Annotated in this window: 21 protein-coding genes and 2 pseudogenes; 9 read left to right on the forward strand and 14 right to left on the reverse strand. The window is 55.7% G+C overall.

Annotated features, from left to right (window positions below; all coding sequences use genetic code 11):
- Positions 1-24 precede the first annotated feature (24 nt).
- Complete coding sequence (locus CKW23_RS14430) at positions 25-1,311, forward strand: TIGR03862 family flavoprotein (protein WP_025261916.1); 1,287 nt, start codon at positions 25-27, stop codon at positions 1,309-1,311.
- Positions 1,312-1,374: 63 nt separating this feature from the next.
- On the opposite strand, the gene CKW23_RS14435 is transcribed toward CKW23_RS14430, so the two are convergent.
- From CKW23_RS14435 to CKW23_RS14450, 4 genes are all read right to left on the reverse strand, one after another.
- Positions 1,375-2,703, reverse strand: coding sequence for a DEAD/DEAH box helicase (locus CKW23_RS14435; RefSeq protein WP_025261917.1), 1,329 nt, complete (start codon positions 2,701-2,703; stop codon positions 1,375-1,377).
- Between the two features lie 113 nt (positions 2,704-2,816).
- Positions 2,817-3,428, reverse strand: a complete 612-nt coding sequence (locus CKW23_RS14440; RefSeq protein WP_025261918.1) for a PolC-type DNA polymerase III — start codon at positions 3,426-3,428, stop codon at positions 2,817-2,819.
- 29 nt (positions 3,429-3,457) lie between these two features.
- A complete protein-coding gene (locus tag CKW23_RS14445) occupies positions 3,458-3,934 on the reverse strand; it encodes an NYN domain-containing protein (protein WP_025261919.1) in 477 nt (158 codons plus the stop codon).
- A gap of 141 nt (positions 3,935-4,075) precedes the next feature.
- Positions 4,076-4,762 (reverse strand): DUF2076 domain-containing protein, encoded by a 687-nt coding sequence (locus CKW23_RS14450; RefSeq protein WP_025261920.1) that lies wholly within the window; start codon positions 4,760-4,762, stop codon positions 4,076-4,078.
- Positions 4,763-4,962: 200 nt separating this feature from the next.
- Between CKW23_RS14450 and CKW23_RS14455 the strand changes: the two genes are divergently transcribed.
- Both CKW23_RS14455 and CKW23_RS14460 read left to right on the forward strand, forming a co-directional pair.
- Positions 4,963-5,613, forward strand: a complete 651-nt coding sequence (locus CKW23_RS14455) for a YciC family protein (RefSeq protein WP_025261921.1) — start codon at positions 4,963-4,965, stop codon at positions 5,611-5,613.
- A gap of 36 nt (positions 5,614-5,649) precedes the next feature.
- Entirely contained in the window at positions 5,650-6,822 is a 1,173-nt protein-coding gene (locus tag CKW23_RS14460; protein WP_025261922.1) for an endonuclease/exonuclease/phosphatase family protein, read from the forward strand.
- Positions 6,823-6,843: 21 nt separating this feature from the next.
- On the opposite strand, the gene CKW23_RS14465 is transcribed toward CKW23_RS14460, so the two are convergent.
- Positions 6,844-7,884 (reverse strand): zinc-dependent alcohol dehydrogenase family protein, encoded by a 1,041-nt coding sequence (locus CKW23_RS14465; RefSeq protein WP_025261923.1) that lies wholly within the window; start codon positions 7,882-7,884, stop codon positions 6,844-6,846.
- Positions 7,885-8,047: 163 nt separating this feature from the next.
- Between CKW23_RS14465 and CKW23_RS14470 the strand changes: the two genes are divergently transcribed.
- Positions 8,048-8,530 carry an Lrp/AsnC family transcriptional regulator gene (locus CKW23_RS14470; protein WP_025261924.1) on the forward strand — a complete coding sequence of 161 codons (483 nt, stop codon included), beginning with the start codon at positions 8,048-8,050 and terminating at the stop codon, positions 8,528-8,530.
- A 21-nt stretch (positions 8,531-8,551) separates the two neighbouring features.
- On the opposite strand, the pseudogene CKW23_RS14475 reads toward CKW23_RS14470, so the two are convergent.
- The 3 genes and pseudogenes from CKW23_RS14475 to CKW23_RS14485 all read right to left on the reverse strand — a co-directional run.
- Positions 8,552-8,710: pseudogene (locus CKW23_RS14475) on the reverse strand (aminotransferase class IV); the annotation flags it as partial.
- A 25-nt stretch (positions 8,711-8,735) separates the two neighbouring features.
- Positions 8,736-9,029, reverse strand: coding sequence for a hypothetical protein (locus CKW23_RS14480; RefSeq protein ID WP_236249424.1), 294 nt, complete (start codon positions 9,027-9,029; stop codon positions 8,736-8,738).
- A 236-nt stretch (positions 9,030-9,265) separates the two neighbouring features.
- Positions 9,266-11,371 (reverse strand): TonB-dependent receptor, encoded by a 2,106-nt coding sequence (locus CKW23_RS14485; protein WP_025261926.1) that lies wholly within the window; start codon positions 11,369-11,371, stop codon positions 9,266-9,268.
- Positions 11,372-11,527: 156 nt separating this feature from the next.
- Here CKW23_RS14485 and CKW23_RS14490 point away from each other — a divergent pair, with 156 nt between their 5' ends.
- Positions 11,528-12,268, forward strand: a complete 741-nt coding sequence (locus CKW23_RS14490) for a DUF4198 domain-containing protein (RefSeq protein WP_025261927.1) — start codon at positions 11,528-11,530, stop codon at positions 12,266-12,268.
- A 288-nt stretch (positions 12,269-12,556) separates the two neighbouring features.
- Here CKW23_RS14490 and CKW23_RS26255 read toward each other — a convergent pair whose 3' ends face one another.
- The 5 genes from CKW23_RS26255 to hrpB form a co-directional block, all read right to left on the reverse strand.
- Positions 12,557-12,967, reverse strand: a complete 411-nt coding sequence (locus tag CKW23_RS26255; RefSeq protein ID WP_025261928.1) for a hypothetical protein — start codon at positions 12,965-12,967, stop codon at positions 12,557-12,559.
- Between the two features lie 221 nt (positions 12,968-13,188).
- Positions 13,189-13,605: a hypothetical protein gene (locus tag CKW23_RS14500; RefSeq protein WP_095067771.1), complete on the reverse strand. Its 417-nt coding sequence runs from the start codon at positions 13,603-13,605 to the stop codon at positions 13,189-13,191.
- 870 nt (positions 13,606-14,475) lie between these two features.
- Positions 14,476-17,283 (reverse strand): RHS repeat-associated core domain-containing protein, encoded by a 2,808-nt coding sequence (locus tag CKW23_RS14510; RefSeq protein WP_256590454.1) that lies wholly within the window; start codon positions 17,281-17,283, stop codon positions 14,476-14,478.
- Entirely contained in the window at positions 17,280-18,758 is a 1,479-nt protein-coding gene (locus CKW23_RS14515; protein ID WP_236249422.1) for a DUF6531 domain-containing protein, read from the reverse strand. Before CKW23_RS14515 ends, CKW23_RS14510 begins: the two co-directional genes overlap by 4 nt.
- 408 nt (positions 18,759-19,166) lie before the next feature.
- Positions 19,167-21,692 (reverse strand): ATP-dependent helicase HrpB, encoded by a 2,526-nt coding sequence (hrpB, locus tag CKW23_RS14520; protein ID WP_095067772.1) that lies wholly within the window; start codon positions 21,690-21,692, stop codon positions 19,167-19,169.
- Here hrpB and CKW23_RS26475 point away from each other — a divergent pair.
- The 3 genes from CKW23_RS26475 to CKW23_RS14530 all read left to right on the forward strand — a co-directional run bounded on the left by CKW23_RS26475 (position 21,676) and on the right by CKW23_RS14530 (position 23,315).
- Positions 21,676-21,849 carry a hypothetical protein gene (locus CKW23_RS26475; protein ID WP_159918429.1) on the forward strand — a complete coding sequence of 58 codons (174 nt, stop codon included), beginning with the start codon at positions 21,676-21,678 and terminating at the stop codon, positions 21,847-21,849. The genes hrpB and CKW23_RS26475 overlap by 17 nt on opposite strands.
- 103 nt (positions 21,850-21,952) lie before the next feature.
- Entirely contained in the window at positions 21,953-22,372 is a 420-nt protein-coding gene (locus CKW23_RS14525) for a polyribonucleotide nucleotidyltransferase (protein ID WP_095067773.1), read from the forward strand.
- Positions 22,373-22,409: 37 nt separating this feature from the next.
- Entirely contained in the window at positions 22,410-23,315 is a 906-nt protein-coding gene (locus CKW23_RS14530) for a cation diffusion facilitator family transporter (RefSeq protein ID WP_095067774.1), read from the forward strand.
- Here CKW23_RS14530 and CKW23_RS27265 read toward each other — a convergent pair.
- Positions 23,312-24,034, reverse strand: coding sequence for a DUF6515 family protein (locus CKW23_RS27265; RefSeq protein WP_177434646.1), 723 nt, complete (start codon positions 24,032-24,034; stop codon positions 23,312-23,314). The genes CKW23_RS14530 and CKW23_RS27265 overlap by 4 nt on opposite strands.
- On the opposite strand from CKW23_RS27265, the pseudogene CKW23_RS27270 reads away from it, so the two are divergent.
- A pseudogene (locus tag CKW23_RS27270) lies at positions 23,963-24,475 on the forward strand (hypothetical protein); the annotation flags it as partial. The gene CKW23_RS27265 and the pseudogene CKW23_RS27270 overlap by 72 nt on opposite strands.
- Between the last annotated feature and the right edge of the window lie 35 nt (positions 24,476-24,510).

The following is a 24,510-nucleotide window of genomic DNA, read 5'->3' on the forward strand; positions in this document are numbered from 1 at the left end:
CTTATCACTGACTCCCCGCTCACCATGACCAACTCAAAATCCCCAACGCCTTCATCCGTTGCCATCATTGGAGGCGGGCCTGCGGGGTTGATGGCGGCTGAGGTGTTGAGCCAGGCCGGGATCAAGGTCGATCTGTATGACGCCATGCCATCGGTGGGACGCAAGTTTCTGCTGGCGGGTGTGGGCGGGATGAATATCACGCATTCGGAGCCGTACCCGGCGTTTCTGTCGCGCTATGCCGAGCGTGCGCCGATGATCGCGCCCTTGTTGCGCCGTTTTGATGCCGATGCACTGTGCAAGTGGATTCATGGGTTGGGGATTCAAACGTTCGTGGGCAGTTCGGGCCGTGTGTTCCCGACCGACATGAAAGCCGCCCCGCTGCTGCGGGCCTGGCTCAAGCGCTTGCGCGAAGCGGGCGTGGTGATTCATAACCGCCATCGCTGGTTGGGCTGGAATGCCGACGGCAGCCTGCGTATTGCCTCTGTGGACGGCGAACTGGCACTCAAACCCGATGCAACCTTGCTCGCTCTGGGCGGCGCCAGTTGGGCGCGCCTGGGTTCCGATGGCGCCTGGCTGCCCTGGCTGCAAGAGCGCGGCATTGAGGTTGCGCCGCTGCAGGCCGCCAACTGCGGCTTTGAGGTTGCAGTCTGGAGCGAGTTGCTGCGCAGCAAGTTCGCGGGCGCGCCGCTGAAGAATATCGCCATCGGCCTGCCAGACGACACGCCCAGGCTTGGCGAATGCGTGCTGACTGAAACAGGTGTGGAAGGCAGCCTGATTTATGCACTTTCGGCGAGGATTCGCGAGCAGATCAACCTTGCAGGCTCGGCGACGGTGCAGATCGATCTGTTGCCCGGCAAGACGCTCAGCGATGTGCAAAAAGCCCTGAGCAAACCTCGCGGCTCGCGCTCGATGTCCAAACACCTGCAAAGCCAGTTGGGACTGGAAGGTGCCAAGGCCGCACTACTGCGTGAGCTGGCGACCAAGGAAGCCTTTGCCGATCCCGCCTTGCTGAGCCAGGCCATCAAGGCACTGCCTCTGACCCTGATCAAACCGCGTCCGCTCGATGAGGCGATCAGCACCGCTGGCGGTGTGACCTTCGAGGGGCTGGACGAGGCGTTGATGCTCAAGCAACTGCCGGGCGTGTTCTGCGCTGGCGAGATGCTTGACTGGGAAGCCCCGACCGGCGGCTACCTGCTGACCGCCTGCTTTGCCAGCGGTCGGGCTGCGGGGCTTGGAATCATTGAGTGGTGCAGCAGCTCCCACAACCTTCGCGGGAGGGAGCTTGCTCGCGACGAGGCCAGTGAAAGCTGAAGAAGTGCACCGTCTTCATGCTGCCTTCGCGACTGAAGTCGCTCCTTCATTGGGCGCGAAAGATCAGGGCTTTTTCTTGCGCGGTCCGGTGTTGAACACTGGCACCTTGCGCACGGCCTTGACCACTGGCGCGGGCTCGCTATCGCCGCTGTCGACCCACTTGCCCAGATTGCGCTTGCTGCCTGAAACCTTGGGCTTTTTCGGTTTCTTGGGTTTCTTGAGTATCTGCCCGCTGGCGTCGGTGGTCGGCACACGATGCTCGGGCTCGAAATCCTGCTCTTCCTTGCGCACCAGCGTCTGGCGGGTCAGCACTTCAATCGCCGACAGCAGTTCGACTTCATCGGCGCAGACCAGCGAAATCGCTTCCCCGGTAAGACCGGCACGCCCGGTACGCCCGATGCGGTGAACGTAATCCTCGGCCACGATAGGCAAGTCCAGGTTGACCACGGTCGGCAGGTCATCGATATCCAGACCACGGGCTGCCACGTCGGTAGCCACCAGAATCTGTACTTCGCTGGCCTTGAAGCGATCCAGAGCACGCTGGCGAGTCGCCTGGGGCTTGTCGCCATGGATGCCGTCAGCATTGATGCCCAGCCCTTGCAGACGCTCGACCAGTTGATCGACGCCGACACGGGTCTTGGCGAACACCAGCACCTGGCTCCAGCGCTGCTTTTTCAGCAGATGGATGAACAGCTCGCTCTTGCGCTTCTTGTCTACCGGTACTACCCACTGCTTGACCGAAGACGCCGCCACATTGCGCGGGCTGACTTCAATGCTCAGAGGATCGTCGAGCATCTGCGAGGCCAGCAGGCGGATTTCGTCCGAGAAGGTGGCGGAGAACAGCAAAGTCTGACGACGCTTGGGCAGCGCGGCATAAATCCCGCGCAGTTCTTCGGCAAAGCCCAGATCCAGCATGCGATCGGCTTCATCGAGGATCAGGGTTTGCAGTTGCGAAAACTTGACCGCGTTCTGACGGTGCAGGTCCAGCAGACGGCCTGGCGTGGCGACCAGAACATCCACGCCCTTGCGCAGCTTCATCATTTGCGGGTTGATGCTGACGCCGCCATACACCGCATAAGTGCTCAACGGCAGATGTTCGGCGTATTGGCGAATGCTTTCATGCACCTGCTCGGCCAGCTCACGGGTCGGGGCCAATACCAGAGCGCGCACCGAATTGGGGGCAACTTTCGGGCCTTCCATGGTCAGGCGCTGCAACAGCGGCAAGGCAAAACCGGCAGTCTTGCCAGTGCCGGTCTGGGCGGCGGCCATCAGGTCACGGCCAGCCAGCACCGGAGGAATCGCCTGTGCCTGAACAGGCGTCGGGGTCTGGTAGCCAAGTGCATCGAGGGCACGCAGCAAGGGTTCGATCAGGCCGAGAGAGGCGAATGTCATGGGGGTACCGTAGGGAAATTCACTGCAAGGCGCGCAGTTTACCCTGTCCGGCCCTCGCAGGTTAGCTCGCGCGTGCCGATAACGATCGACAGATAAGAAGCAGCAACGGAAATCTAAAACCCACGCTGACGCTTGAGCGCTTCACTGATTTTTGCAGCGGGGACTTTCTGCAGCGAGCACAGCAACTGATGGGAAACCCCGGCGATACCGTGGGTCTGGCGCAGTTCGTTGGTCAGGTAAGCCGTCAGGTTGGCGGCCATCTCGGCATCGGCCATAGCCCGGTGAGCCTTGCCGGTGTTGGGCAGGCGGGCATAGCTCGTGAGGGTGCCGAGCTTGTGGTTGGGTGCTCCCGGCATCAGGCGGCGCGCCAGCAACATCGAACAGGCAAAGCTTTGCTCGCGGGTGCGCTGGATGCGCGAGAGTTCATAATCCCAGAACTTCTGGTCGAATGAAGCGTTGTGCGCCACCAGCGGCGTTGCACCAACAAAATCACAGACATCATTCATTACCCGATCGGCCGAGGGTGCCGTGCGGATCATGTTGTTGCTGATTCCGGTCAGGCCTTCGATAAAGGCTGGAATACGCACCCCGGCGTTCATCAGGCTCTGATAGCGATCGACGATACGCCCCTGCTCCATGATCACCACGGCAATCTCGGTAGCCCGGCAGTTATGGCCGGGAGAGATACCGGTGGTTTCAAAGTCAATGACAGCGATACGTTCCAACACGGGGTGCAATCCTTAAAAAATGACCATCATTTGAGCAACAACGCGCCTTCGATGGGAATGTAGCGGCTGGCGGCACGAATCAGTGAGTTGGCCGTCAACCCCGGAACCCCGTAGGCCACAGCCTCGACGCCGTGCTTGGCGATGATGCGTTCGAGCAGCAGATCGAAATCGCCGTCACCGGACGCCAGCACCACCTCATCCACCTGCGGCGCGACGTCCATGATATCGATGGTGATCCCCACATCCCAGTCGCCTTTGGCCGAACCATCACTGCGCTGGATATATGGTTTGAGTTTGACGGTGAATCCCAGGTTGCGAAGGATCTGCTGGAATTGTTGCTGTTTGCTGTCACCGCGATCGATGGCGTAGGCAAACGCCTCGACTATCTGCCCGCGCGAGCTGATGTCCGCCCACAACGCGGCGTAATTGAAGTGACAACCATGCGCCTGGCGCACGGTGTAATAGAGGTTCTGTACATCAGCAAACACCGCGATCTTCTTCACCGCAATTCCTCATGACGCGGACAAAATTCGTCAGCCGGTGCAGCAGTATGCCATGAGATGAAAAAGACCGCGGCTCAAGCAGCGACGGGCAAACCACCTCTACACGTCATGGAAGCAGGTTGCCCGCGACACCATTGCGACTCAGACGAAGGAATCATCGTCCGAAAACATGCCACCGCCATCGTCATAGTTGTCATCAGCCATGTATTGCTGATCCTGCTGCCCCCAATTGCCCGAATCATTACTTTGCATGGGCTGATCGTGAATGACTTCAACTATTTCCTCAGGCTGGCTGTGGTGCCCAAACAGGCTACTGATACCTTGCGCCAGCATCACCCCGCCCGCCACACCGGCTGCGGTCTGCAGAGCACCGCCCAGAAAACCTGTGCCTCTGGGCGCAGCAGGGGGTGGTGCATAGCCACTTTGCTGCGCAGGTGGCGGGTTGAAACCGGCACCATCACGCCAGCCACCGCCGCTGGAAGCCGGGGCAGGCTGGGACTGCGGAGCACGTGACGAGCTGCCACCGAAAATGCTCGACAGAAAACCACCACTGGCCGGGGCAGACGAAGCCTGACCCCTGGCCTGCTGGAGTTCGGCCTGAAGCTGCTGGATCTGCTCGTCGCGTTGCCTGAGCTGCTGATTCAACTGGTTGACTGCCGCTTCCTGAACCAGAATCGCCTGCGCCATGTAATAAGGAGCGCCGGGCTGGTGGGCAAGGTGCTCCTTGATCCGCGCTTCGGCCCCTGGGTCACGGGGAGTCGAGGCTGTTTCGGCACTTTTCAGCTTGGAGAAAAGTTCGTCGATCAGGGTTTGCTCTTCGCTGTTCATGGCGACCTCGCTGGATTGCCGTTGGAAATCTTCGTCCAGTCGAATGAGTGGACTTCACTCAGGTAATGGGGCTGGACAAGCGCGCTTCAACCGGATGAACAAAAAGTTAAGAAAGCCACCATCCCTGTCATTGCCACTCTTGGTTCGACAAAAGGCATGGGCTACAGTGTCGCCTGCTTTTTTGCCTGCGACTTATCCACATGAACCCGCTGAACGTTATCCAGGACTCGCTGTACTTCTTCCGGCAAAACCTGGGAAGCATCCTGATGCTGTGCCTGCCGCTGGTGGTACTCGAAGCCCTGGCCAAGCAGGCCCTTGGCAATGAGGCCCCCTTCGCTTACGAGCTGTTGATCGGCCTGCTGTTCTATCCGCTCTACACGGGCGCCCTGATCCTGTTTCTCGATGCCCGCACGCGAGGCGAGGCTCCTGCGACCCGAGACCTGCTGGCAATGACCCTACGCCTGTGGCCGACCTTCGCCGTGCTGTCGGCCATCAGCACTCTGCTGATTCTGTTCGGGCTGTCGCTGTTCGTCATTCCCGGCCTGTGGGTGATGGTCAAGCTGGCTTTCAGCGAGTACCTGCTGGTGATGCGCAAGCTGACGCCCTTCATGGCGATGCGCGAAAGCATGCTGATGACCACCGGCCATTTCATGCGCATTCTGGCCTGTGTGCTGGGAGTCTACATTCCCCTGTCATTGCTCGAAGGCCTGGGGCTTTACCTGTTCCCAGAGCCCCAGAGCCCTGCGGCATCCCTGGTACTCGACAGCATCGGCAGCTTCCTGCAACTGTTCATTACTGTCGTGATATTCCGTCTGTTCATGCTGATCAGCGAACCTTCGAACAAGGCTTGAGCCACGAAACGGCTGCCAGGGACTGGCAGCTCGGCTATGCTCGTTCGCGAACCCGACACCGAGCGCCATGCGCTCCAAGCCGAGCCGATGCCCCGTTTACTCTTACGCCTGACACTCATTGCCCTGACCCTGACCGGCCTTGTGCTGGCAATGATCCATAGCCTGACCTGGCGTCCGGAAGACCGGGAGCCGGTCACGGCCATCTGCACCTCCCAGGCACCACCGCTGATGCCGGGCCAGGCACTCAAAATCATGACCTGGAACATCCAGTATCTGGCGGGCAAGCGTTACGTCTTCTGGTACGACATGGCCGATGGCAGCGGCGAGGACGAACGCCCGACCCACGAAGATATCGCCTACGACCTTGATGAAGTGGCACGCGTCATCCGGGACGAACAGCCCGATGTCGTATTGCTGCAGGAAGTCAGCGACGGTGCCAAGAATGCCGATTATCAGAACCAGCTGGCCCTGCTTCAGGAGCGAGTCACGGACCTGTATCCGTGCAGCACCGAGGCGTTCTACTGGAAGGCCGACTTCATCCCGGACCTGCACATCCGCGGCAGCGTCGGCATGAAACTGGCGACCCTAAGCCGCTATCGCATCGATCATGCCGAGCGGCTGCAACTGCCGCTGCCTGAAACCAATATCATCAGCCGACAGTTCAAGCCGCGCCCCGCCTTGCTGGTGAGCTACCTGCCCTTGCGCGATGGTGAACGGCTTGCAGTCATCAACACCCATCTGAGCAGGCCAACCCGTGACGACGACACGCTGCAACGCCAGATCCAGGTCACCGGCAAATTGCTGGACACCCTTGAAAGCAGCGGCACGCCCTGGCTGATCGGCGGTGACTTCAACCTGCTGCCGCTGGGCCAGTACCGGCGCCTGCCCGCCGAGCAACAGGCCCCCTATAACCCCGACAGCGAATTGCATGCGCTCTGGGACAAATACCCGATGATCCCCAGCAACAGCGAAGCCAGCGGTATCGACCGTGGCCAGTGGCTGACCTTCTTTCCCAACGACACGCGAGTCAACGGGCCGGACAGAACCGTCGACTACCTGTTCCACAGCCCGAAACTGAAGCGTATCGGGGCCAGGGTCCGCCGGGATGACACGCTGCTGATTTCGGATCACCTGCCGGTCATCGGGCGGTTCCTGTTGCCCGTGCTGGAAGAGAAGCCCAACGCCTCTGATCTTGTGCCCGAGCGCTAGCCCGAACGATCAGGGTCGGGATCAGAACTCCGTTACAACGGTTACGCCTGTCGTCTCGAACCGGTCCATGTTCACCAGTGCATCGATGGACTGCTCCAGGCTGATGGTTTTGCCGACGAGTTTCTCCGGAGCCAGTTTGCCGGAGCTGATCATCTCGATCATCGCGTCATAACGATGCGCCTGCATGCCGTGGCTACCGCAGATTTCCAGCTCATAGGCGATGACCTTGCTCATCGGAATCGCCGGTTTCGCATGGTCTGCGAGCATCAAACCAACCTGGACGTGCCTGCCACGACGACGCAGATTATTGATGGAGTTGAAGCAGGTGGTCGGATGGCCCAGAGCATCCAGCGAAACATGAGCGCCACCCTTGGTGATTTCCAGAACGGCCTCGGTGACATCCGCAACGCGGCTGGCATTGACCGTCGCAACAGCACCGAGCGAGCGGGCCAGTTCAAGCTTGTCATCCGAGATATCGATGGCAATGACGTTAGCCCCGATGGCTTGAGCAATCATGACTGCCGACAGCCCCACACCTCCACAGCCATGAACAGCAACCCACTGACCCGCCGTAACCCTTCCCTGATCAACGACCGCCCGGAACGAAGTAACGAAGCGGCAACCCAGGCTGGCCGCCGTCGCGAAATCCATGCGCTCGGGAAGCGCGACCAGGTTCAGGTCAGCCTTGTGGATACCGACGTATTCGGCAAATGAACCCCAGTGAGTGAAACCCGGCTGAAACTGAGTGTGGCAGACCTGCTGATTGCCGCTGCTGCACTCAGGACAAGCACCGCAACCACCCACGAACGGCACAGTCACACGATCACCGACCTTCCATTTAGTGACGTCCCTGCCCACCTCGGCCACAACCCCTGCGAGTTCGTGTCCCGGAACATGCGGCAGTTGAATGTCCGGATCATGCCCCTTCCAGCCGTGCCAATCGCTGCGACAAACACCCGTCCCCTGCACCTTAATGACAACGCCATGGCGCTTTGGAGTCGGGTCTTCGACGGTCATGAGACGCGGCGGCAGGGAAAAGGCTTCGTAGACTACAGCTTTCATGAAAAACACCTCTGCTGGGACAGGCACGACAACGAAAAAACACCGACTGAATAGCGCCTCCAGTATGAATGAACCCGGTGAAATTACCTTTCAAGCTGCAATTGACGCCGCACAACAACTGAAATTAAATTTCATTTAAATATTCAAAATGAAAGATTCCGCCATGATTGAACAGCTGGATAAGGTAGATATTGCAATCTCGGATCGACTGCAGCGCAACGGCAGGCTGTCGAATGTCAAACTGGCGGAGCAACTTTCCCTCAGCGAAGCCTCTTGCTGGCGAAAGCAGAAACGCCTTGAAGAAGACGGAGTGATCGAGGGCTATCAAGCAATCCTGAACCGCAAGAAACTGGGGCTTGGGGTGATGGCATTCGTGCAGATTTCCTGCACGGACCATAGCGAGGAAGCTACAGCCAGGTTTGAAAAGATCATTGAATCGGCACCGCAAGTGCTCAGTTGCCACAACACAACCGGCGAGGCGGACTTCCTGCTTCAGGTGGTTGCCAAAGACCTGGACAGCTACAGCCGGTTCGTTGAAAAAGTCCTGAGAAAACTGCCGGGCGTGTCGAGCATTCGCTCGAATCTTTCATTGCGCGAGTTGAAGACGACCAATCGGTTGCCGGTGACGGAGTTGTTGAGTATTTAGAGGCCTGACCCAACTGGGGTGGATACCGCCAATCGGTGTGATAACCGCCGCTGTTCCACAAGCGCCTGCCTCCTTGTAATCGCCCAGGTTATCGATGTAGACATCCTCTTCCACAGCATTCAGCCCCAAGCGGCTCTGGGCCAGCTTGATCAACGATGCGCGAGTGATGCCAGGCAGTACCAAAACAGCAGCCCTTTCAAGGCATTCAACGAGGCAACTCCTCAAGCACCCGGCGCGCATAGTGCGAAGTCGGGAAATTGAAGCGTGTCTGTGAACTCTGCGGAGCGCCCAAATGCTTGTGGACATAATCTCTGGCGCCGGCCAGATAGGCTTCGTCGTCCAGACGCTCCAAGACTTCGATATCGGCAAGCACCGTCGATATATGTTCGCCAAGACGCTCGGCATCGAACTGGAGACGACCGGATTCATCCTCGACCAACGCCTTGGTATTCATCAATATCTCTAACAGTAGAATCCCTGTCCCGACATCGAACGTCATGTGCTGCTCCGAGCCTTTCGGGTAACGAAATATACACTCCAGCAGAATGAACTCGGAGATCTCCTGTCAGAAACGAGCGCTGGCCGGGACAGGCTCTGTACGAAATGTTTTCGAGCGAAGGTGAGCCTGTTTAACGCAGAACACCGAGAGCAGATACATCTTGTACAAAGCCTGGAAGCCGACCCGAAAGCCGGCACCGGGCTGCTATCGCACCATGTTCAGCATCGCTTCAATGATCAGAAGAAATACCTGACCGACGCGCCTAAGGTCGTGGAGGGTTGAGGAACAATCACTAGCCCGGTGCTTGTGCCATAGGCGACTTCAGTGCCGTAACGATGGGGCTGAAAGGTGCCGTAAACACTGAATTGGTACTGATCATAGTCGTAGGACGCACGAAGGTCATACCGGGTATAGAGCGGCATTTCCTTTTTCTCGGTGCCAACGTAGTAAGGGATGCCGGCAAGATGGTATGCATCGGCGTTGAGCGTCAGTTGTCCAGCCATGAAGGTGTCGCGGTGCTGAACGCCCGCCTTGTAGGTGTGCTCAGGCACTGCCAACTGCTCGCCGGTGCCAGGTGAAGGATTGTTGATCGATGCATCGATGATTCGGCCATAGCTGGCGTAAGTGCTGATTGTAGAGGTGACCTGGTAGTTGAAACTGGTCTCCACGCCCTTGCGCGTGGTGTCGCTGACCTGTTCAAAGACACCGGGCGAGGTTTGCAGCGTTTCGCTGTCGTTCTGGATGTAATAGAACTCGGTGGTACTGGAGAGGCGCTCGGTAGGACGCACAGTGAAGCCGATGTCATAGGACGTGACTTTGCTTGGTCGAACGCTGCTGTTGATCCGGCCTCCAGTCTCGCTCAGTGGCAATGCGCTGCTGCTTCCTGAACTGATGTACTCCGCCGCTGGTGACCGGAAGCCTTGAGCCGCGTTGGTGAACAGCTCGAACTGCTCGGTCGGCGTCCACACCAGGCCAAGCTTCGGCGTAGTGACTGAACTGTTGTAACCGGTATCAGCATCGCGGAACTTCAGATTCTTGATGTCGTAATCAAAGCGGTCGTAGCGAATGCCAGCCAGCAATTTCAACGAATCGACCGGCTTGTACTGCCCTTGGGCGAACACGCCGTAAGTGATCAGATCCTGATCGAAGTCAAAGTAGTAGTTCTGCGTCGGTTCGAAGTTACGGTACTGCTGGCGGAAAGCGTCTCCCTTGTCGCGGCGCACATCGGCACCGACCATCAGCGCCGCCGAGTCTTTGTAAACGAAGTTGTAGGCGACGCGGCCGCCGTAGATATCGCGGTCATCCTTGCCATAGTTGTGGGTGTTGGTGCCATTGGAGATGCCGCGCACGCGCTTGAAATCTTCAAAGTACGCAGTGTAAGACAGGCCTTCCTCTCCTTCTGCGGGGGTCCGGTTAAAGACGTAGGTGTTTCGGTTGGCGTTGCCGAAGCCATACAAATTATCAGTGTCGCGACGGCTGATCGTGCCCGCCTTGAGAGCAGGGAGGTTCAAATAGCCGTCGTTCTTGAAGTCCGACTCATAGTGGCTGAAGCGGGCCGAGTACTTGGCATCACCGATGACCTTGGAGAGCTTCCAGAAGTAGTTGTCGCGGTTGGTCTCGGCGGCCTTTCGATAGCCGTTGGTCTTGTAGGCGTCTGCGATGAACAGCGATTCAAGGCCGTCATGCTCTCCACCCAGCACCAGGTTCGCACGGCGGCCATCAAAGCTGGCGATGTCCATGCCGATGCTTGAAGCCACATCACCGCCATCGAGCGTCTCGATGTTCACCGAGCCTGCGCGGTTCTGATCTCCAGACAGCGCTGATACAGGCCCCTTGATAACGTCGACACGCTTGATCATCTGCGGCGTCAGCCATTCCAGGAAAACCGGGCCGTGACCGGCCCCACCCTGGCTCGATGGAATGTTCTGCGGTACGCCGTCGACAGTGACCGCCACGTCAGCACCGTGAGTGCCATTGGTGGTGAAGCCGCGCATACGAAAACCATTACCAGTGTCACCCTGGTCAATATTGTTGGCCACCACGCCCGGCACACGACGATAGATGTTGGAGATATCACGGTCGACGTTGAGCGTGCGAATGTCTTCCTGGGTAATCGTGGACACTGCCGTCGGCAGGCTTTCCGGTGCGTTGCTCACCTTACTGCGTGTAAGCGGCTTGATAGGCCCGGAACTGCTTCCTTCACCTACGACTTCAATCGCATCCAGCTCAGTGCGACTCTCCGCCCCTGATTCCGCTGCCGCAACCGATACACACGAGAACATGCCGGTCAGCGCTGCACTTGTAAAAACCCCAACCCTGGCGCGATGTGCAGATCTGTACATGAAGCTATCTTCCTTAAAGATGTTATGTAGTAACATGCTACCACCAACATGTTACATTATAACAAATAGCAATTTAGACACGTTTTCAAACCAAGGCGTGGGCACAGGTCTGAGCAGGCATGTTTTTGCTTCCCTGGCGTTTGAAAAGCTTCACTCATGACATCAGGAAGACCTATGAGATTTGCACTTTCACTGGCTGTAGCAATGGGCGCTCTAAGCACTGGATCAGCCTTTGCCCATGGCATCTGGACGGAAACACGCTATGGCCATCTTGAGGTCGTTTATGGGCATGGCGCAGAGGATGAAGCCTACGCACCGGAGAAGATCAAAGGCGTATGGGCCTACGATCAGAACGGTAAGGGGGTGCCCGTCACCGTTGAGCGACTGGGCGATCACGCTCGCCTGGTGCCTATAGCAAGCCCGGCAGTCGTGACCGTCGCACTCGACAACGGCATATGGAGCAAGGGCAAGGATGGGAAGTCCGTCAATGCTCCGATGGCGGAAGTACCGGGCGCGGTCAGTGCCAGCCACAGCTACAAATACAGCCTGGCAATTCTGGAACCGCACGCCCGTATACCCGATAACTTGAAGCTAGCGATGGTCATTCGCCCATTGAAAGACCCAATGGAGGTCGGTGTTGGTAACCCACTACCTGTTGAAGTGACTATTGATGGCAAGCCAGCCGCCAACATTGCCCTTCTCGATGACTATCGTGGAATGTCGGATGCCAGTAGCACGAAGACCGATGCGCAGGGGCGTGCCAATATCGTCATTCGTAACAACGGGCTGAACATTATTGCCGCCCAAGCCAGAGTGCCGGCAGTTGACGAAAAAGACATCTCGGAACGCAGCCTGTTTACATCCCTGACTTTTGTTGGTGAAAGCCACCGGCACTAATAAAGGCGAGGGAATTACAAACGTCGGGACGACGTCATGAGGGGCTGGCTCCTGAAAGAGTTCGGGAGACCAGCATCGGGGTTCAGTGCAGGGTTTTGAAGGTGGGGTTCGTGAGGCGGTGACATAGGACAGATCTGGGACAACTTTCGCTATCAGCGGTGAACAGGGGATTGGGGATATCGCCGCTGCATTTAAGCGAAGGGTTGTGGACGGAACGCTACGACCTGGGGAGCCGTAACGTTTCGTCCAGCGCGGGTCAAATGACCCGCGCTACAAGGCTTTACGGCTTTAGAAAAAGCCGAATGAGATGCTGGCCTTAAGTTGAGAGACATCTGCAATAACAGTCGTCGACAAATATCCTTCTTGTGACTCATCGGACGCAGCAACCGGTAAGTCAAAATGAATCTCGGAAAACTCTGGTTGGATCTGACTTTGTATCTGGAAAAGATGATTGATTCCCCCAAGATGCGTGAGTAACGCAGGGAGCATCTCGCATAACTCGTAGTCATTTAAGAAGTCCAACGAGAAAATTGCGTAAGATCGAGTTAATCGTGTTTTGACACCAGGTTTTACTGGCTCACCACGATTTCCGAGTCTTGATGCAGCCACACCTACAAGAGCAACAACTTCCTCAGCAGTGAGATCAAAGCCTCTGAATGTCAACGAAACTGATTTCGTTCTAACGGACAATGAACTCATAACTGTTCTTTCCCTGAGTCATTCTTACCATCCCATATCCACTTTTGCCCCGTTGTCTTATCGTTATAGATATTCACTCGACCATCACCTCGCCCCTTATTTGCATCGTGAGCATCGTTATATCCGGCGTCCTGAGCCGCAGCATCTGCGGCTTTGTTTCCTTTGATCTTGTCTAAGTTATTCTCGTCCGGCTCTGCTGGATTGTTTGCCGCATCCGAAGCCTAAGCTATAAGCTCAAGGCTGAAACTCTTGGCTAAAATTATTATCGTCGCCCCATAAACTGGCTCAATTTCCAAAAGACTCAATTTACCGTCACGAATATAAGATAATTTTTTCTGTAGAACGCCCCATTCAAGTTCAGATAAACTTGGAGCCTTACCTCTCATCAGAAAAAATAGACGCTTTGATGTATCTGAATTGCTCCTATCAAGATCGTCGCCATCAAATCTATTTACTCGATCAATAATATTAGAAATTCGCATTTCATTCGCAACGAAATCATCGACGCCAGTTGCGACAATCTGTTGTCTACCTTTGCCTTCGCATGCACACGTAACATTGATTCTTATTTCTTTGTTCAATGCATTGACGTGTACGCTATCAATAGTTGACTCGACCAAAACTCCCCAACTGTTCATATCAGCTCCTTTTTATTGCAACGGTGAGTAGTTACGACGGAGATGCTCTCCACTCCCGTTTTCCCATTCATGAACGTGCGGCGTTTCATGGCCTTGGTGTGGCTGGTCATAATCCCTTTTGGGCTTACCCTCATTATGGATATGCAGGTAAAAACTTACTTTACCCACATCACCAAGCGAAAAGAGCCTCCGTGTAGCTCCCCCCTCTAACGTCTAACAATATCCTTTTAAAGAGATTGCTTTTTTAAATGAATATTAAAACAACTTGTGTTGAAAAAATCAAAAAACGAGAAAACATATACTATCATTTATCCAACTCCACTGGGCGAGTACTCCAATTGGGACCGGGAATACCTCCCATGAGACCGCCCCAACCGCATACTGTTCCGTCCGGATTTAACTGAGCTCCTGCCAAGACTCCTGCGCGCCCTGGGCCCCCTGATACAACTCCACCACTTGGAATATTCTGCCTCCAGTCCTCTTCACAGCTAGTATATAGAGGCGGTGGCAAAAGACATATAGCGAAGGAAACACCGGCAAAAAGCCGGTGCCAGAGAAATCCCTCTCTGTAAAATTTATAAAAACTATAACTTACTTATAAATCCAGCTTCCACTTTTATGTAATCTCCCGATTGCATTTCAACAATTAGAGCATGCTCCCCCCCCTCATTAACAAGGTAAATTGCCTCGTTAATTGAAACACTTTCACCCCAAGGATTCCTTCTTGGTATGGTTACACTCTTTAGCTCGTTGATCTCGATAAATCTAACCATGGACATCGAGTCCTTAAGTTCGATTTTTGCCACTCCACGAGCCCAATCAACGTGAATCGACTGTAGGGTCCAATCATGCATTTTCTTCACCAAACAATTAGTAATTAACTGGTAAATGTGCCGCTGGCGACTCTGGCGCAACAACGTTCCCATTGATATCGAGACGCTGACCTTGCGGATTATTTACGTGAGCATGCGGAGAGTCACAATTAGTATGACACAGAACACGTTGCTTACCTGTTACTGGGTCAGTGTAAGAGCCTTTACCTGACATAGGATCTGGCCCTTGTGGATTTAGACCTTTTTCTTTCGCCAACTGATCAATTTCTTCGGGAGTTTTTCCTGCCACATCACTTGGCGATATTTCTGGAGAAGCCTCACTCGCTAGATAACCCCCAAGTAAAAAACCTCCGATTCGAAAACCAATAGCTGTACAAGCAGCTATAGCTGTCTCAGCAGCAGCGCCACAAGCAGCCCAACCAACTCCAGGAACAAAACATAAAACTAGAGGATTTAACCCTTTAGGATCAGAATACTTCAGTGGGTTTCCAAGAGCGTATCCATAGGTATTTAATCCTCCTTTTAGCCCAATCGGATCACTCTGCACATACCGCCCGGTATCCGGATTGTAATCACGATAGTAATTATAGTTCAGTTGTGTCTGCGCATCGTAAATCTGCCCTGGAAACCGGAGCGCTACGATCGTCGCCTTGCCATCACCGTCAACATCTTCTTCAGGCGCACCCACGCCATAAGCATCGCTGTTCCAGCGCCACAGCAAGGTCTGCGTACTATCAGTGGCCAGCCGTGGTGTATTCAGATGATCAGTGTGCAGATAGATTAGCTTGCTGCTGCTCAGCTCTCCCAGCGTCGAGAAATTGGCCGTCAACTGAGCAAGAGGCATGTCATCCAGCCAGAACCAGTATTGGCCGCTGGTTTTCAGGCCGTTAGCATCGTAAAACGTCTGGCCAATGAGCTTGCCGCTCAGGTCATACAAATACGCTGTAGTGCCTACAAGCGCCTGGCTACCCATTTCGTAAGTACGCTTGGTAATGCGTTGCCCCAAGGCGTTGTATTTGTACTCGGCGACTTGGTAAATGCTGGCTTGATGAACCTGGCTCAGCCGCCCTTGGCTGTCATAGGTATAGCGTCGCCCGTTGAGTTGAGTGTGATTACCGATCAGATCCGTTGCTAATGTCGAACCATTGAGGCTGACCAGTCGATTGCTGTCGTCGGCGTAAGCCAGGGACTGGGTTTCACTGCTATCGCTGCTGTTCAGGTTGCTGGTAATGCGCTGAGTCCGGTTACCGGTGGCGTCGAAGCTATAACCTTTCCTGGTGGTGTTGGTCTGCTCCTGAGTCAAACGTCCCAACGCATCATATTCGTACTGCACCGCCCCCCAGAGGCTATTGGTCGTAGCACTGATATTGCTGTCAGCGTCATAGCGATAAGTCGTTTGCCAGTTACCGACTTGTTGCTGTGTCAGTAGATAGTCCTGATCGTATGTTTTCGACAGCAGGATGCCGTTGCCCCAGGTCAGGGACTTCAGCGGGCCAAAAGGCAGATACGCGATACTACTGGCCAGAGTGACTGTTCTACCACCGAGTGTTAGTTTGATACCGGTCACTTGGGCTGCGCTGTTGCGGGTGTACGTTAAAGCTATATTCGACGGGTATCCGATCTGAACAAGATTATTGGCTGCATCATAGCCATAACTTATATTTTCGTAATAATCCCCAGCATTGACACCTACCGAACGGTGTTGGTTGGTCAGATTGCCTTTGGCATCATATGTGTACGTCAATACGCCTGCGCTGTCTTGAATACCGGTACGGCGGCCGATACCGTAATTACCATTCGCCGTCTGATCATAGAGAAATTTGATATCAAGAGCAGGAGTAGCAGGATAGCTTTTACTGACCAAGCGGTTCAGCGCGTCATACTTATAGTCGGTTACAACGCCACGGGCATCGGTACTGCGAATAAGGTTATTGGCTTCATCATAAGCGAAAGTACTGGTACCGGAATCTGCACTTATGCTGCTGGTCTGATTGCCTTGGCTGTCATAAGTGTATCGTGTCGTTACGCCACGCGGATCGACAACTTGTGTGACCTTATCATCAGGGTTGTAACTCAAGGCAGTAACGCCCTGCAGGGGATCAACAATCTTACTGAGACGATTCAGGGCATCGAAAGCCTGCTGCGTTTTGTGATCGCGCGCAGTGGTAGAGCCAGCCTGATTGTCATTCAGGTCGTAATCATAACGCCGGGTCTGGTTATCAGCACCCACCGCCTTGATCAAGCGTCCCAACTCGTCGAACACTCGCCGCTGGAGGTGAACAATTGCTCCATTGCTGTCTTTTATAGTGTCCGAAGTGCGGTTACCCATCGAGTCAAGCGTGTAGTCAATGCTTTCACCGAGCAGGTTCGTCACCCCAATAAGGCGTCGCGCGTCGTCATAGCGGTACTTTATCCAATTACCATCAGCCATGGTGATTTGCAGAATATCGCCGACTTCATTATAGCTATACTGCGTGGTCGATGAGTCAACTGTTCGGCTGGCAAGCCATCCTTGCGGGGTATAACCAAGTGTTGTGGCTACTCCATTAGGATCGGTGACAATCTGTGGATTGCCATAACTGTCGAAATTACCAAGGGTATAAACATGGCCAAGCGCATTGGTGACAGTCGTAAGATTGCCTTGAGCATCATATGCATACAAAGTAATGTCACTTACATCCGTTCGGGCACCGTCGACACTTGCGACCTGACCCAAAGATGTATAAGTGTGATTGATAGTGCTGGCATGAGCAGAACATGCAAGCCATGCGCAGGCGAGGCCTGCGATCAGCTGACGCGAAGAAAAAGCAAACATACTCAGGTCCTTCAGACAATAATTACTCATCGGGAAGTGACCTGCCGAGTGAGTTCCCGTCCTTGATTGTCGTAGCTATATGCAGTAATACGATTGGGTTCAATAACTTTAACTGGTAATGATCGTTCAGGATCCCACTCAGTTGACGTAGTTCGAGCCACAGCAGTCCCAGCTGCTTCAGTACGACTAGCCTCCAGGCCACGAGCATTGTAGGAGTAGGTTGTAATCAGTCCCTTGGCGTCAGTTTTGGTCAATATCTGGCCTTGGGAATTATAGGTGTAGGTCGAGTTACTGGCTGGGCAATTTGGAGTTGGCTCACCTTCGATTGCAATGATTCTCTTAACACCATCAATCTGCTTATAACGATACACCGTAGTTTTGCCTAACTCATTGGTTACCGAGCTGGAACCATCTGCATTGTAAGCAATCTGGGTCAGCCCTGCTCCACCGCTGTGCTGGCTACTAATGGCTCTGCCTCTTTCATCATAGGACCATGTAGCAAAGCGAACACCGCGCTCATCGGTAATCCCCGTCAGCAATCCAGCGTTGCGCGTATCTTCATAATGATAGCTTCGGGTTGAAACCACCCCATTTACATTTTTTGAAAGACTGGTTAAGCGCTGAGCTTGGTATAGGTACTGTATCTTCGTCCCGCCAGACTCAAGCGTTTTTAGCTGACCGAGAATATCTTCAGAAAACTTTACTGACTGGCCTGCTTCATTAGTGACGGTGACATTATATTTATCACGCGAAACGTTGTGCACCAAACCTTGCTGATTGATGACCTTGGTCAGCTGACCACTTTCGGAAAAGTTCATGACCGAGCCATCCAGGGACTTGAAAGTCCATCCTGCATCAGTAGCAACCATCGACCCCAGATCTGTAGAAGATGAATACTTACCGCCAGCCAGTTTAAACAAAGACTCTCGGCCATCCGAACGGACTAGAACTACAAAATCCGCACCAACATTTAGAGTACCTGAATAGCTATGCCTCCAAAGCCCATCCATACTGTTATAATAACGCCCCACAACTATTGGACTAACGACCCCAACCCTAAAGTCTTCCTCATATTGGAATTTATTACCAGTCGCGGCATTAATTGGATTACCCACTTGCATAGAGGGGCTTTTGCAGTACAACTCATCGTCTTCTGCACCTTTTTGCCCATTAAAGCCGCACTGCACGGTCGTATAATTTAAAGTAGCACCGCGTTCACAAGAAATTGTTCGTTTAACAATCGTCGCAAATAGATGCCCCCACCCTCCAGTCACTAATAAATAACACTCATACCCCCATGGAGTATCTCTATTCAAATGCGGTGCATATGACTGCCCCCACCAAGGCACATATTCATAAACAAGGTACTCACACCCCTGCCACGGTTTTGAAAAAGTAGTAATACTTCCATTCGGCCCCGATTCCCAGTAAGTAAACTCTTCTGCCTTCAAGCCTGAGCAGCTAATAGCCAAAAATAAAAACAACGCCATCCCAAAACGCTTCATATCCCTGTTCCATCCAGTGAACACACTATAAAAGCCTCTCAAACTTTCACAAACCACTTTAATTCACAAAGCCATCCCCGCGCCAAAGCCAATACATTCCGCGACACACTGAGCAAGAAAAAAACCAAACAACTTATTAAAAACCACAGCACCACTGCCCCTGCCAAGCTCTGCCAAGCTCTGCCAAGCTCTGCCAAGCTCTGCCAAAATAGTATTTATGATACGCACGCGGCAGTCAACAACCGCCAGAGACAGTATTAACTCTAAGTGTAAGTTAATCGTCCTCTTTAAATAATGCAGCCACTCTCCAGCTGTAAAAACTCACCGTACACTCAAAGAAATTTACCGCCTTCAATCACGTCTCGCGGATAAATCCGCTCCTACTCAGCACGGGAGTTGATCTCCCTCCTAACTCTTCCTCGGCTTAACCCGCGCAGTCGCCTCCGCCACCAACGGATCATCAGGCCAGTAATGCTTCGGATACCGCCCTTTCAAATCCTTCTTCACTTCCACATAAGTACTGCGCCAGAAGTTGGCCAGGTCTTGGGTAACTTGCACCGGACGGCGGGCCGGGGACAGGAGGTGCAGTTTGACGATTTGCCGTCCATTGGCGATTCGCGGGGTGTCGGACAGGCCGAAGAGTTCTTGCAGGCGCACGGCGAGGATTGGCGGGTATTCGCTGTAGTCCAGACGCACTGACGAGCCGGATGGCACCCTCAGGTGATGGGGAGCCTGTTCGTCCAGGCGTTGGGGCAGTGGCCATGGCAGGAGGTTGTGCAGGATCGATGAAAAATCCAGGTTGCCGAAATGGCTGAGTCGGGTGACTTTGCCCAGGTACGGCAGCAGCCAGGACTCCAGGGTGTCGAGCAAGGTCGCATCGCAAACGTCCGGCCACTCGCTGGCGTCCTGTTTCTCCAGATCCAGTTGGCGCAGCAAGGTCACGCGGGCTTGCCATTGGCGAAGTTCGGGTGTCCATGGCAACAGTTCCAGCCCTTTGCGTCGAACCAGCCCCAGCAAGGCCTGGCCTCGGGCAGACTCATCGAGGCCGGTCAGTGGTTCGCGGCTGAGGATCAGTTCTCCGACCTTGCGTTGACGCTCGGCGCGCAATACGCCTTCGCGTTCATCCCAGTCCAGTTGATCGAACTCGGTCACCTGTTCAGAGAGCACGGAATCGAACAGCGCAGGATCGAATTCCGCCGCCAGATAGATCCGCTCTTCCCGCTGGCCCTGACGACTGCCAAGGTCGGCGATCACCAGCCAGGGGTTTTTCATCAGCGCATCGACTTCGGCGAACAGAGCTGCACGACCATTGGCCAGCCTGTATTCGGCACCGCCAGTCCGGCGTTGCTGTGCCACACGATCGGGATAGGCCAGTGCCAGCAGGCAACCCAGCCAGCGCGAATGATCGGGATCGCTGACCGGTGTTGTGGCTGCGCCCTTCAAGTAACCGCGATATTGACGCGCCAGTTGTCTGGCCCGCTGCACACCGCCTTGAGCACCACGGACGGCGCGCTCGCTTCCGGCCAGCAAGGTCAGGCGGCTGTGCACGTCGGCTCCGGCGCCGCGCAGGATATCCCGCTCGCCCAGCAAGGCCGCGACATCACAAGCCAGAGTCCCCAGCCCCAGTTCATGACCGCGCAACAACAGATGAGCGATTCGAGGATGCGCCGGGACTTGTGCCATCGCCTGACCGTGGGTGGTCAACTGGCCCTGCGAATCACTCAAGGCACCCAGCCGGACCAGCAGATCCTGAGCCTGTGCATAAGCCGCTGTCGGAGGGTTATCGAGCCAGACCAGTTGGGCCGGCATCACGCCCCAGCGCGCCAGTTGCAGTGCCAGCCCGGCCAGGTCCGCCTGGAGGATTTCCGCCGAGCCATAGGCGGCGAGTTGGTCATGCTGGGCTTCGGACCAGAGTCGATAGCAGACACCTGGCTCCAGACGCCCCGCCCGACCGGCTCGCTGGGTCGCGCTGGCGCGAGAGATGCGCTGGGTGTCCAAACGTGTCATGCCGCTGCCCGGATCGAAACGCGGCACCCGCGCCAGACCGGCATCGATCACGACGCGCACGCCATCGATGGTCAAGCTGGTTTCCGCGATATTGGTCGCCAGCACAACCTTGCGTGAGCCCTTGGGCGCGGGCTCTATGGCCGCACGCTGAGCGGCAAGGTCCAACTCCCCATGCAGCGGGCAAAGCAGAATATCGGCACGTTCGCCCAGGGCCTCGGCCAGTTGCTGATTGACGCGCCGGATCTCGGCTTGCCCCGGCAGAAACACCAGCAGGCTGCCGGGCTCATTACCCAGAGCGTCGAGAACGGCCTGCACCACACGAGGCTCAATGAATTCGCCGGGCTGAAAGGGTCGCCCCCACTGCATCGCTACCGGAAACATGCGCCCTTCGCTGCGCACCACTGGCGCACCGTCCAGCAGCGCGGACAGGCGCTCGTCTTCCAGAGTGGCCGACATCAACAGAATCTTCAGTGGCTGTTCGTCACGGAACAGGTCGCGACCATTGAGGCTCAGGGCAAGCGCCAGATCGGCATCCAGACTGCGCTCATGAAACTCATCGAAAATCAGCAGCCCCACACCTTCCAGCGCCGGATCATCCTGCAAGCGGCGGGTCAGAATCCCTTCGGTGACCACTTCGATGCGAGTCTTCGGGCCGACCTTGCTGTCCAGCCGGATCCGGTAGCCAACAGTTTCCCCGACCTTCTCCCCCAGCTCACTGGCCAGCCGCTCGGCCGCAGCCCTGGCGGCCAAGCGGCGCGGCTCCAGCATGAGGATCGTCTGCCCGGCCAGCCACGGCTCATCGAGCATCGCCAACGGCACTCGTGTGGTCTTGCCCGCGCCGGGCGGTGCTTCGAGGATGGCTTCGTGGCGGGAGATCAGCGCCTGGCGCAGGGCCGGCAGGACAGCATCGATGGGCAAGGAAATCATGGCGGCTCCAGAACAGGCGACCGATTATAAGCTGCACAGGCGTTTGCAGAAGGTCAGCAGCAGCGGATTTATCCAGGGAAGCGTTGTTTGTTCCGGCTTCTTCGCGGATGAATCCGCTCTCACACAGCAATCGCCCCATTTTCGCGGCGCAAGCTAACGTGATGAATATATGTTTACTCGAAGAACCTGCAGAACACGCAATAGTCTTAGCGACGTAGCCTTTGCCTTGTATAGTTGCCACCTCACTTCAGGAGTTCTCCATGCGCATTCCATCCCGTTTTATCGGCGGCGTTCTGGTCGCCACGCTTTTGACTCAGATTTCTGCGTGCGGCAGCATTTTCTATCCTGATCGTCGCGGACAGATCGAAGGCAAGATCGACCCGGCCATTCTTGCTCTGGATGCCGTTGGCCTGTTGTTTTATGTGATTCCGGGCGTCATTGCCCTGGCTGTGGACTTCACCACGGGCGCGATCTACTACACGCCGACCGGGCATGCGCAGGTCGATCCGCAGAAGCTGCAACCGGCGATCAATGCTGACGGCAGTGTCGACAACAGCAAGCTGCAAGCCATTCTGGAAAGCGAGCTGGGCCAATCCCTGCCGCTCAACGACCCTCGCCTGATCCAGTACAAGGGCAGCGTCGAGCAACTGGCAACACTGGGCCTTCACCCGGCGGCTTGATGCCCATAGAGTTTGATGCCCACAGAAAGGAAGCGCCATGAACACCAGCACCGAACATGCCCGCCTGCTGCGGCTTGCAACGCGGGCATCGTTGCTGGTTGCCAGCACCCTGATCATCGCCAAGGGCGTGGCATGGTGGTTCAGCGGTTCGGTGAGCCTGCTGGCCGGGCTGACCGATTCGCTGCTGGATGGCGCGGCCTCGTTCCTCAATCTGCTGGCGGTGCATTACGCGCTGCGCCCGGCAGATGAGGATCATCGTTATGGCCACGGCAAGGCTGAAGCGCTGTCGGGCATGGCTCAGGCGCTGTTCATTGCCGTCAGTGCCGGGCTGATCGCCTTTCAGGCCATCAAACGTATCCAGTATCCCGAGCCCTTGGGCGCGGCGGGACTCGGGATCGCGGTGATGGTGCTGTCACTGATCCTGACCATGGCCCTGCTCTGGCTGCAACACAGGGTCATCAAGGAAACCGGCTCGGCGGCCATCCGCGCCGACTCGCTGCACTATCGCTCCGATCTGCTGCTCAATTTCAGCATTCTGCTGGCTCTGACGCTGACGTTATTCGGCTGGCAACAGCTGGATGCCTACTTCGGACTGGGAATTGCCGTCTACATTCTTTGGAGTGCGTTTCAAATTGCTCGCGAGACGGTATCGGTGCTGATGGACGAAGAGTTACCAGCCGATGTCAGCCAGCACATGCTGGAGCTCGCGTGCGGCGTGCCGGGGGTTCTGGGCGCACATGACCTGCGTACGAGGATTTCCGGCAATCGCTGGTTCGTGCAGTTGCATCTGGAGTTACCGGGGAGTCTGACGCTCAGCGTCGCCCATGGGCTGTGCGATCAGGTGGAAAACGCCATACACCAGCAGTATCCAAAAGCGGAAGTGCTGGTGCATGCCGATCCACAGGAAGTGGTGAAACAGGCTCAGGCAACATCAACAACCTAGTTGACGCTATAGCCTCGCCCCGCAAGGCAGGCGCCCATCGAGCGACGATAAAGATCCACCACCTCGGCCTGCGGCTGGGAAGTAATGTTCGCCGGATCAAAGCCGCTTTGCTCTACGGCCCAGCGGTAGCATTGGTAACGATCCAGCTCGACCTGCTCAGGGCTTTGGCCATTGAGTGGGTAGGAAACCGGGTCATAAGCATTCTGCGCTGGCACCTGGCTGTAGGTCGGTTGATTCTGTGGCGGGTTGACCACCACATACTCCTGACTGTCGGCCTGATAGGCGTAGTAAGTACCGGCGGCCAGGAACAGCAACGAACTGCCGATCCAGATTTCCTGCGAGTAAGACGGCAGGCTGCGCACGCGCAAGCCATAAGGCGGCGTCACCACCACATAGCGCGGGCCTTGCGGGCGATACCAATAGCCTTGTGAATAGAAGTAATCCTGTCCGCGATACGGAACACGCGCGTAGCCACCGGGAACTCGGTCTATCGTATAACCGGGTCGATACTGCGGGCCCGGCCCCCAGCCATTGCCGCGCCCGTCGGGCCGACCTTCCCAGCGATCATTGGGACGGCCATTACCGGCCGACCAGTTGCGATTGCCACGCGGGTTGTCCTGGTAATAACCCTGACGTGGTTGCTGGGTTTGCCAGGATTCCCGAGGTGCGGTCTGAATCGGCAGATTGTTCTGGTGCTGTTGAAACTGCTGGCGTTCGATCTGCCGTTGCTGGTTTTGCTGGTCCTGGATCTGGCGCTGCTGATTCTGTTGTTGCTGGTAGATTTGCTGTTGCTGCTGGCGCTCGACGTTACGCTGCTGTTGCAACTGATCCTGGATCTGGCGTTGTTGATTCTGTTGCTGCTGGTAGATCTGCTGCTGTTGCTGGCGCTCAACCTGACGCTGCTGATTCTGTTGTTGCTGAATCTGCTGTTGTTGCTGACGTTCGCCCTGAAACTGCTGGTTCTGCTGCTGTTGCTGGATTCTGCGCTGCTGCTGTCCATTGTCGCCGGAACTGCCGCGATACTGATCCTTGAAGGAGTCATCCTCAGCCAATGCATGGGCGCTGATGCTCAAACACAGCAGACTTAACCCTGTCAGCTTCCAGATGCCAGATTTCATGCTTTCCTCACTAGGGCGCGGATAGACGTAGTTAAGACTGTAATAGTGGCGCGCCGTTCTGCGCACTTTATCAGGAC

The sequence above is a fragment of the Pseudomonas sp. Irchel 3A18 genome (assembly GCF_900187465.1).
Lineage (GTDB): Bacteria > Pseudomonadota > Gammaproteobacteria > Pseudomonadales > Pseudomonadaceae > Aquipseudomonas > Aquipseudomonas cichorii.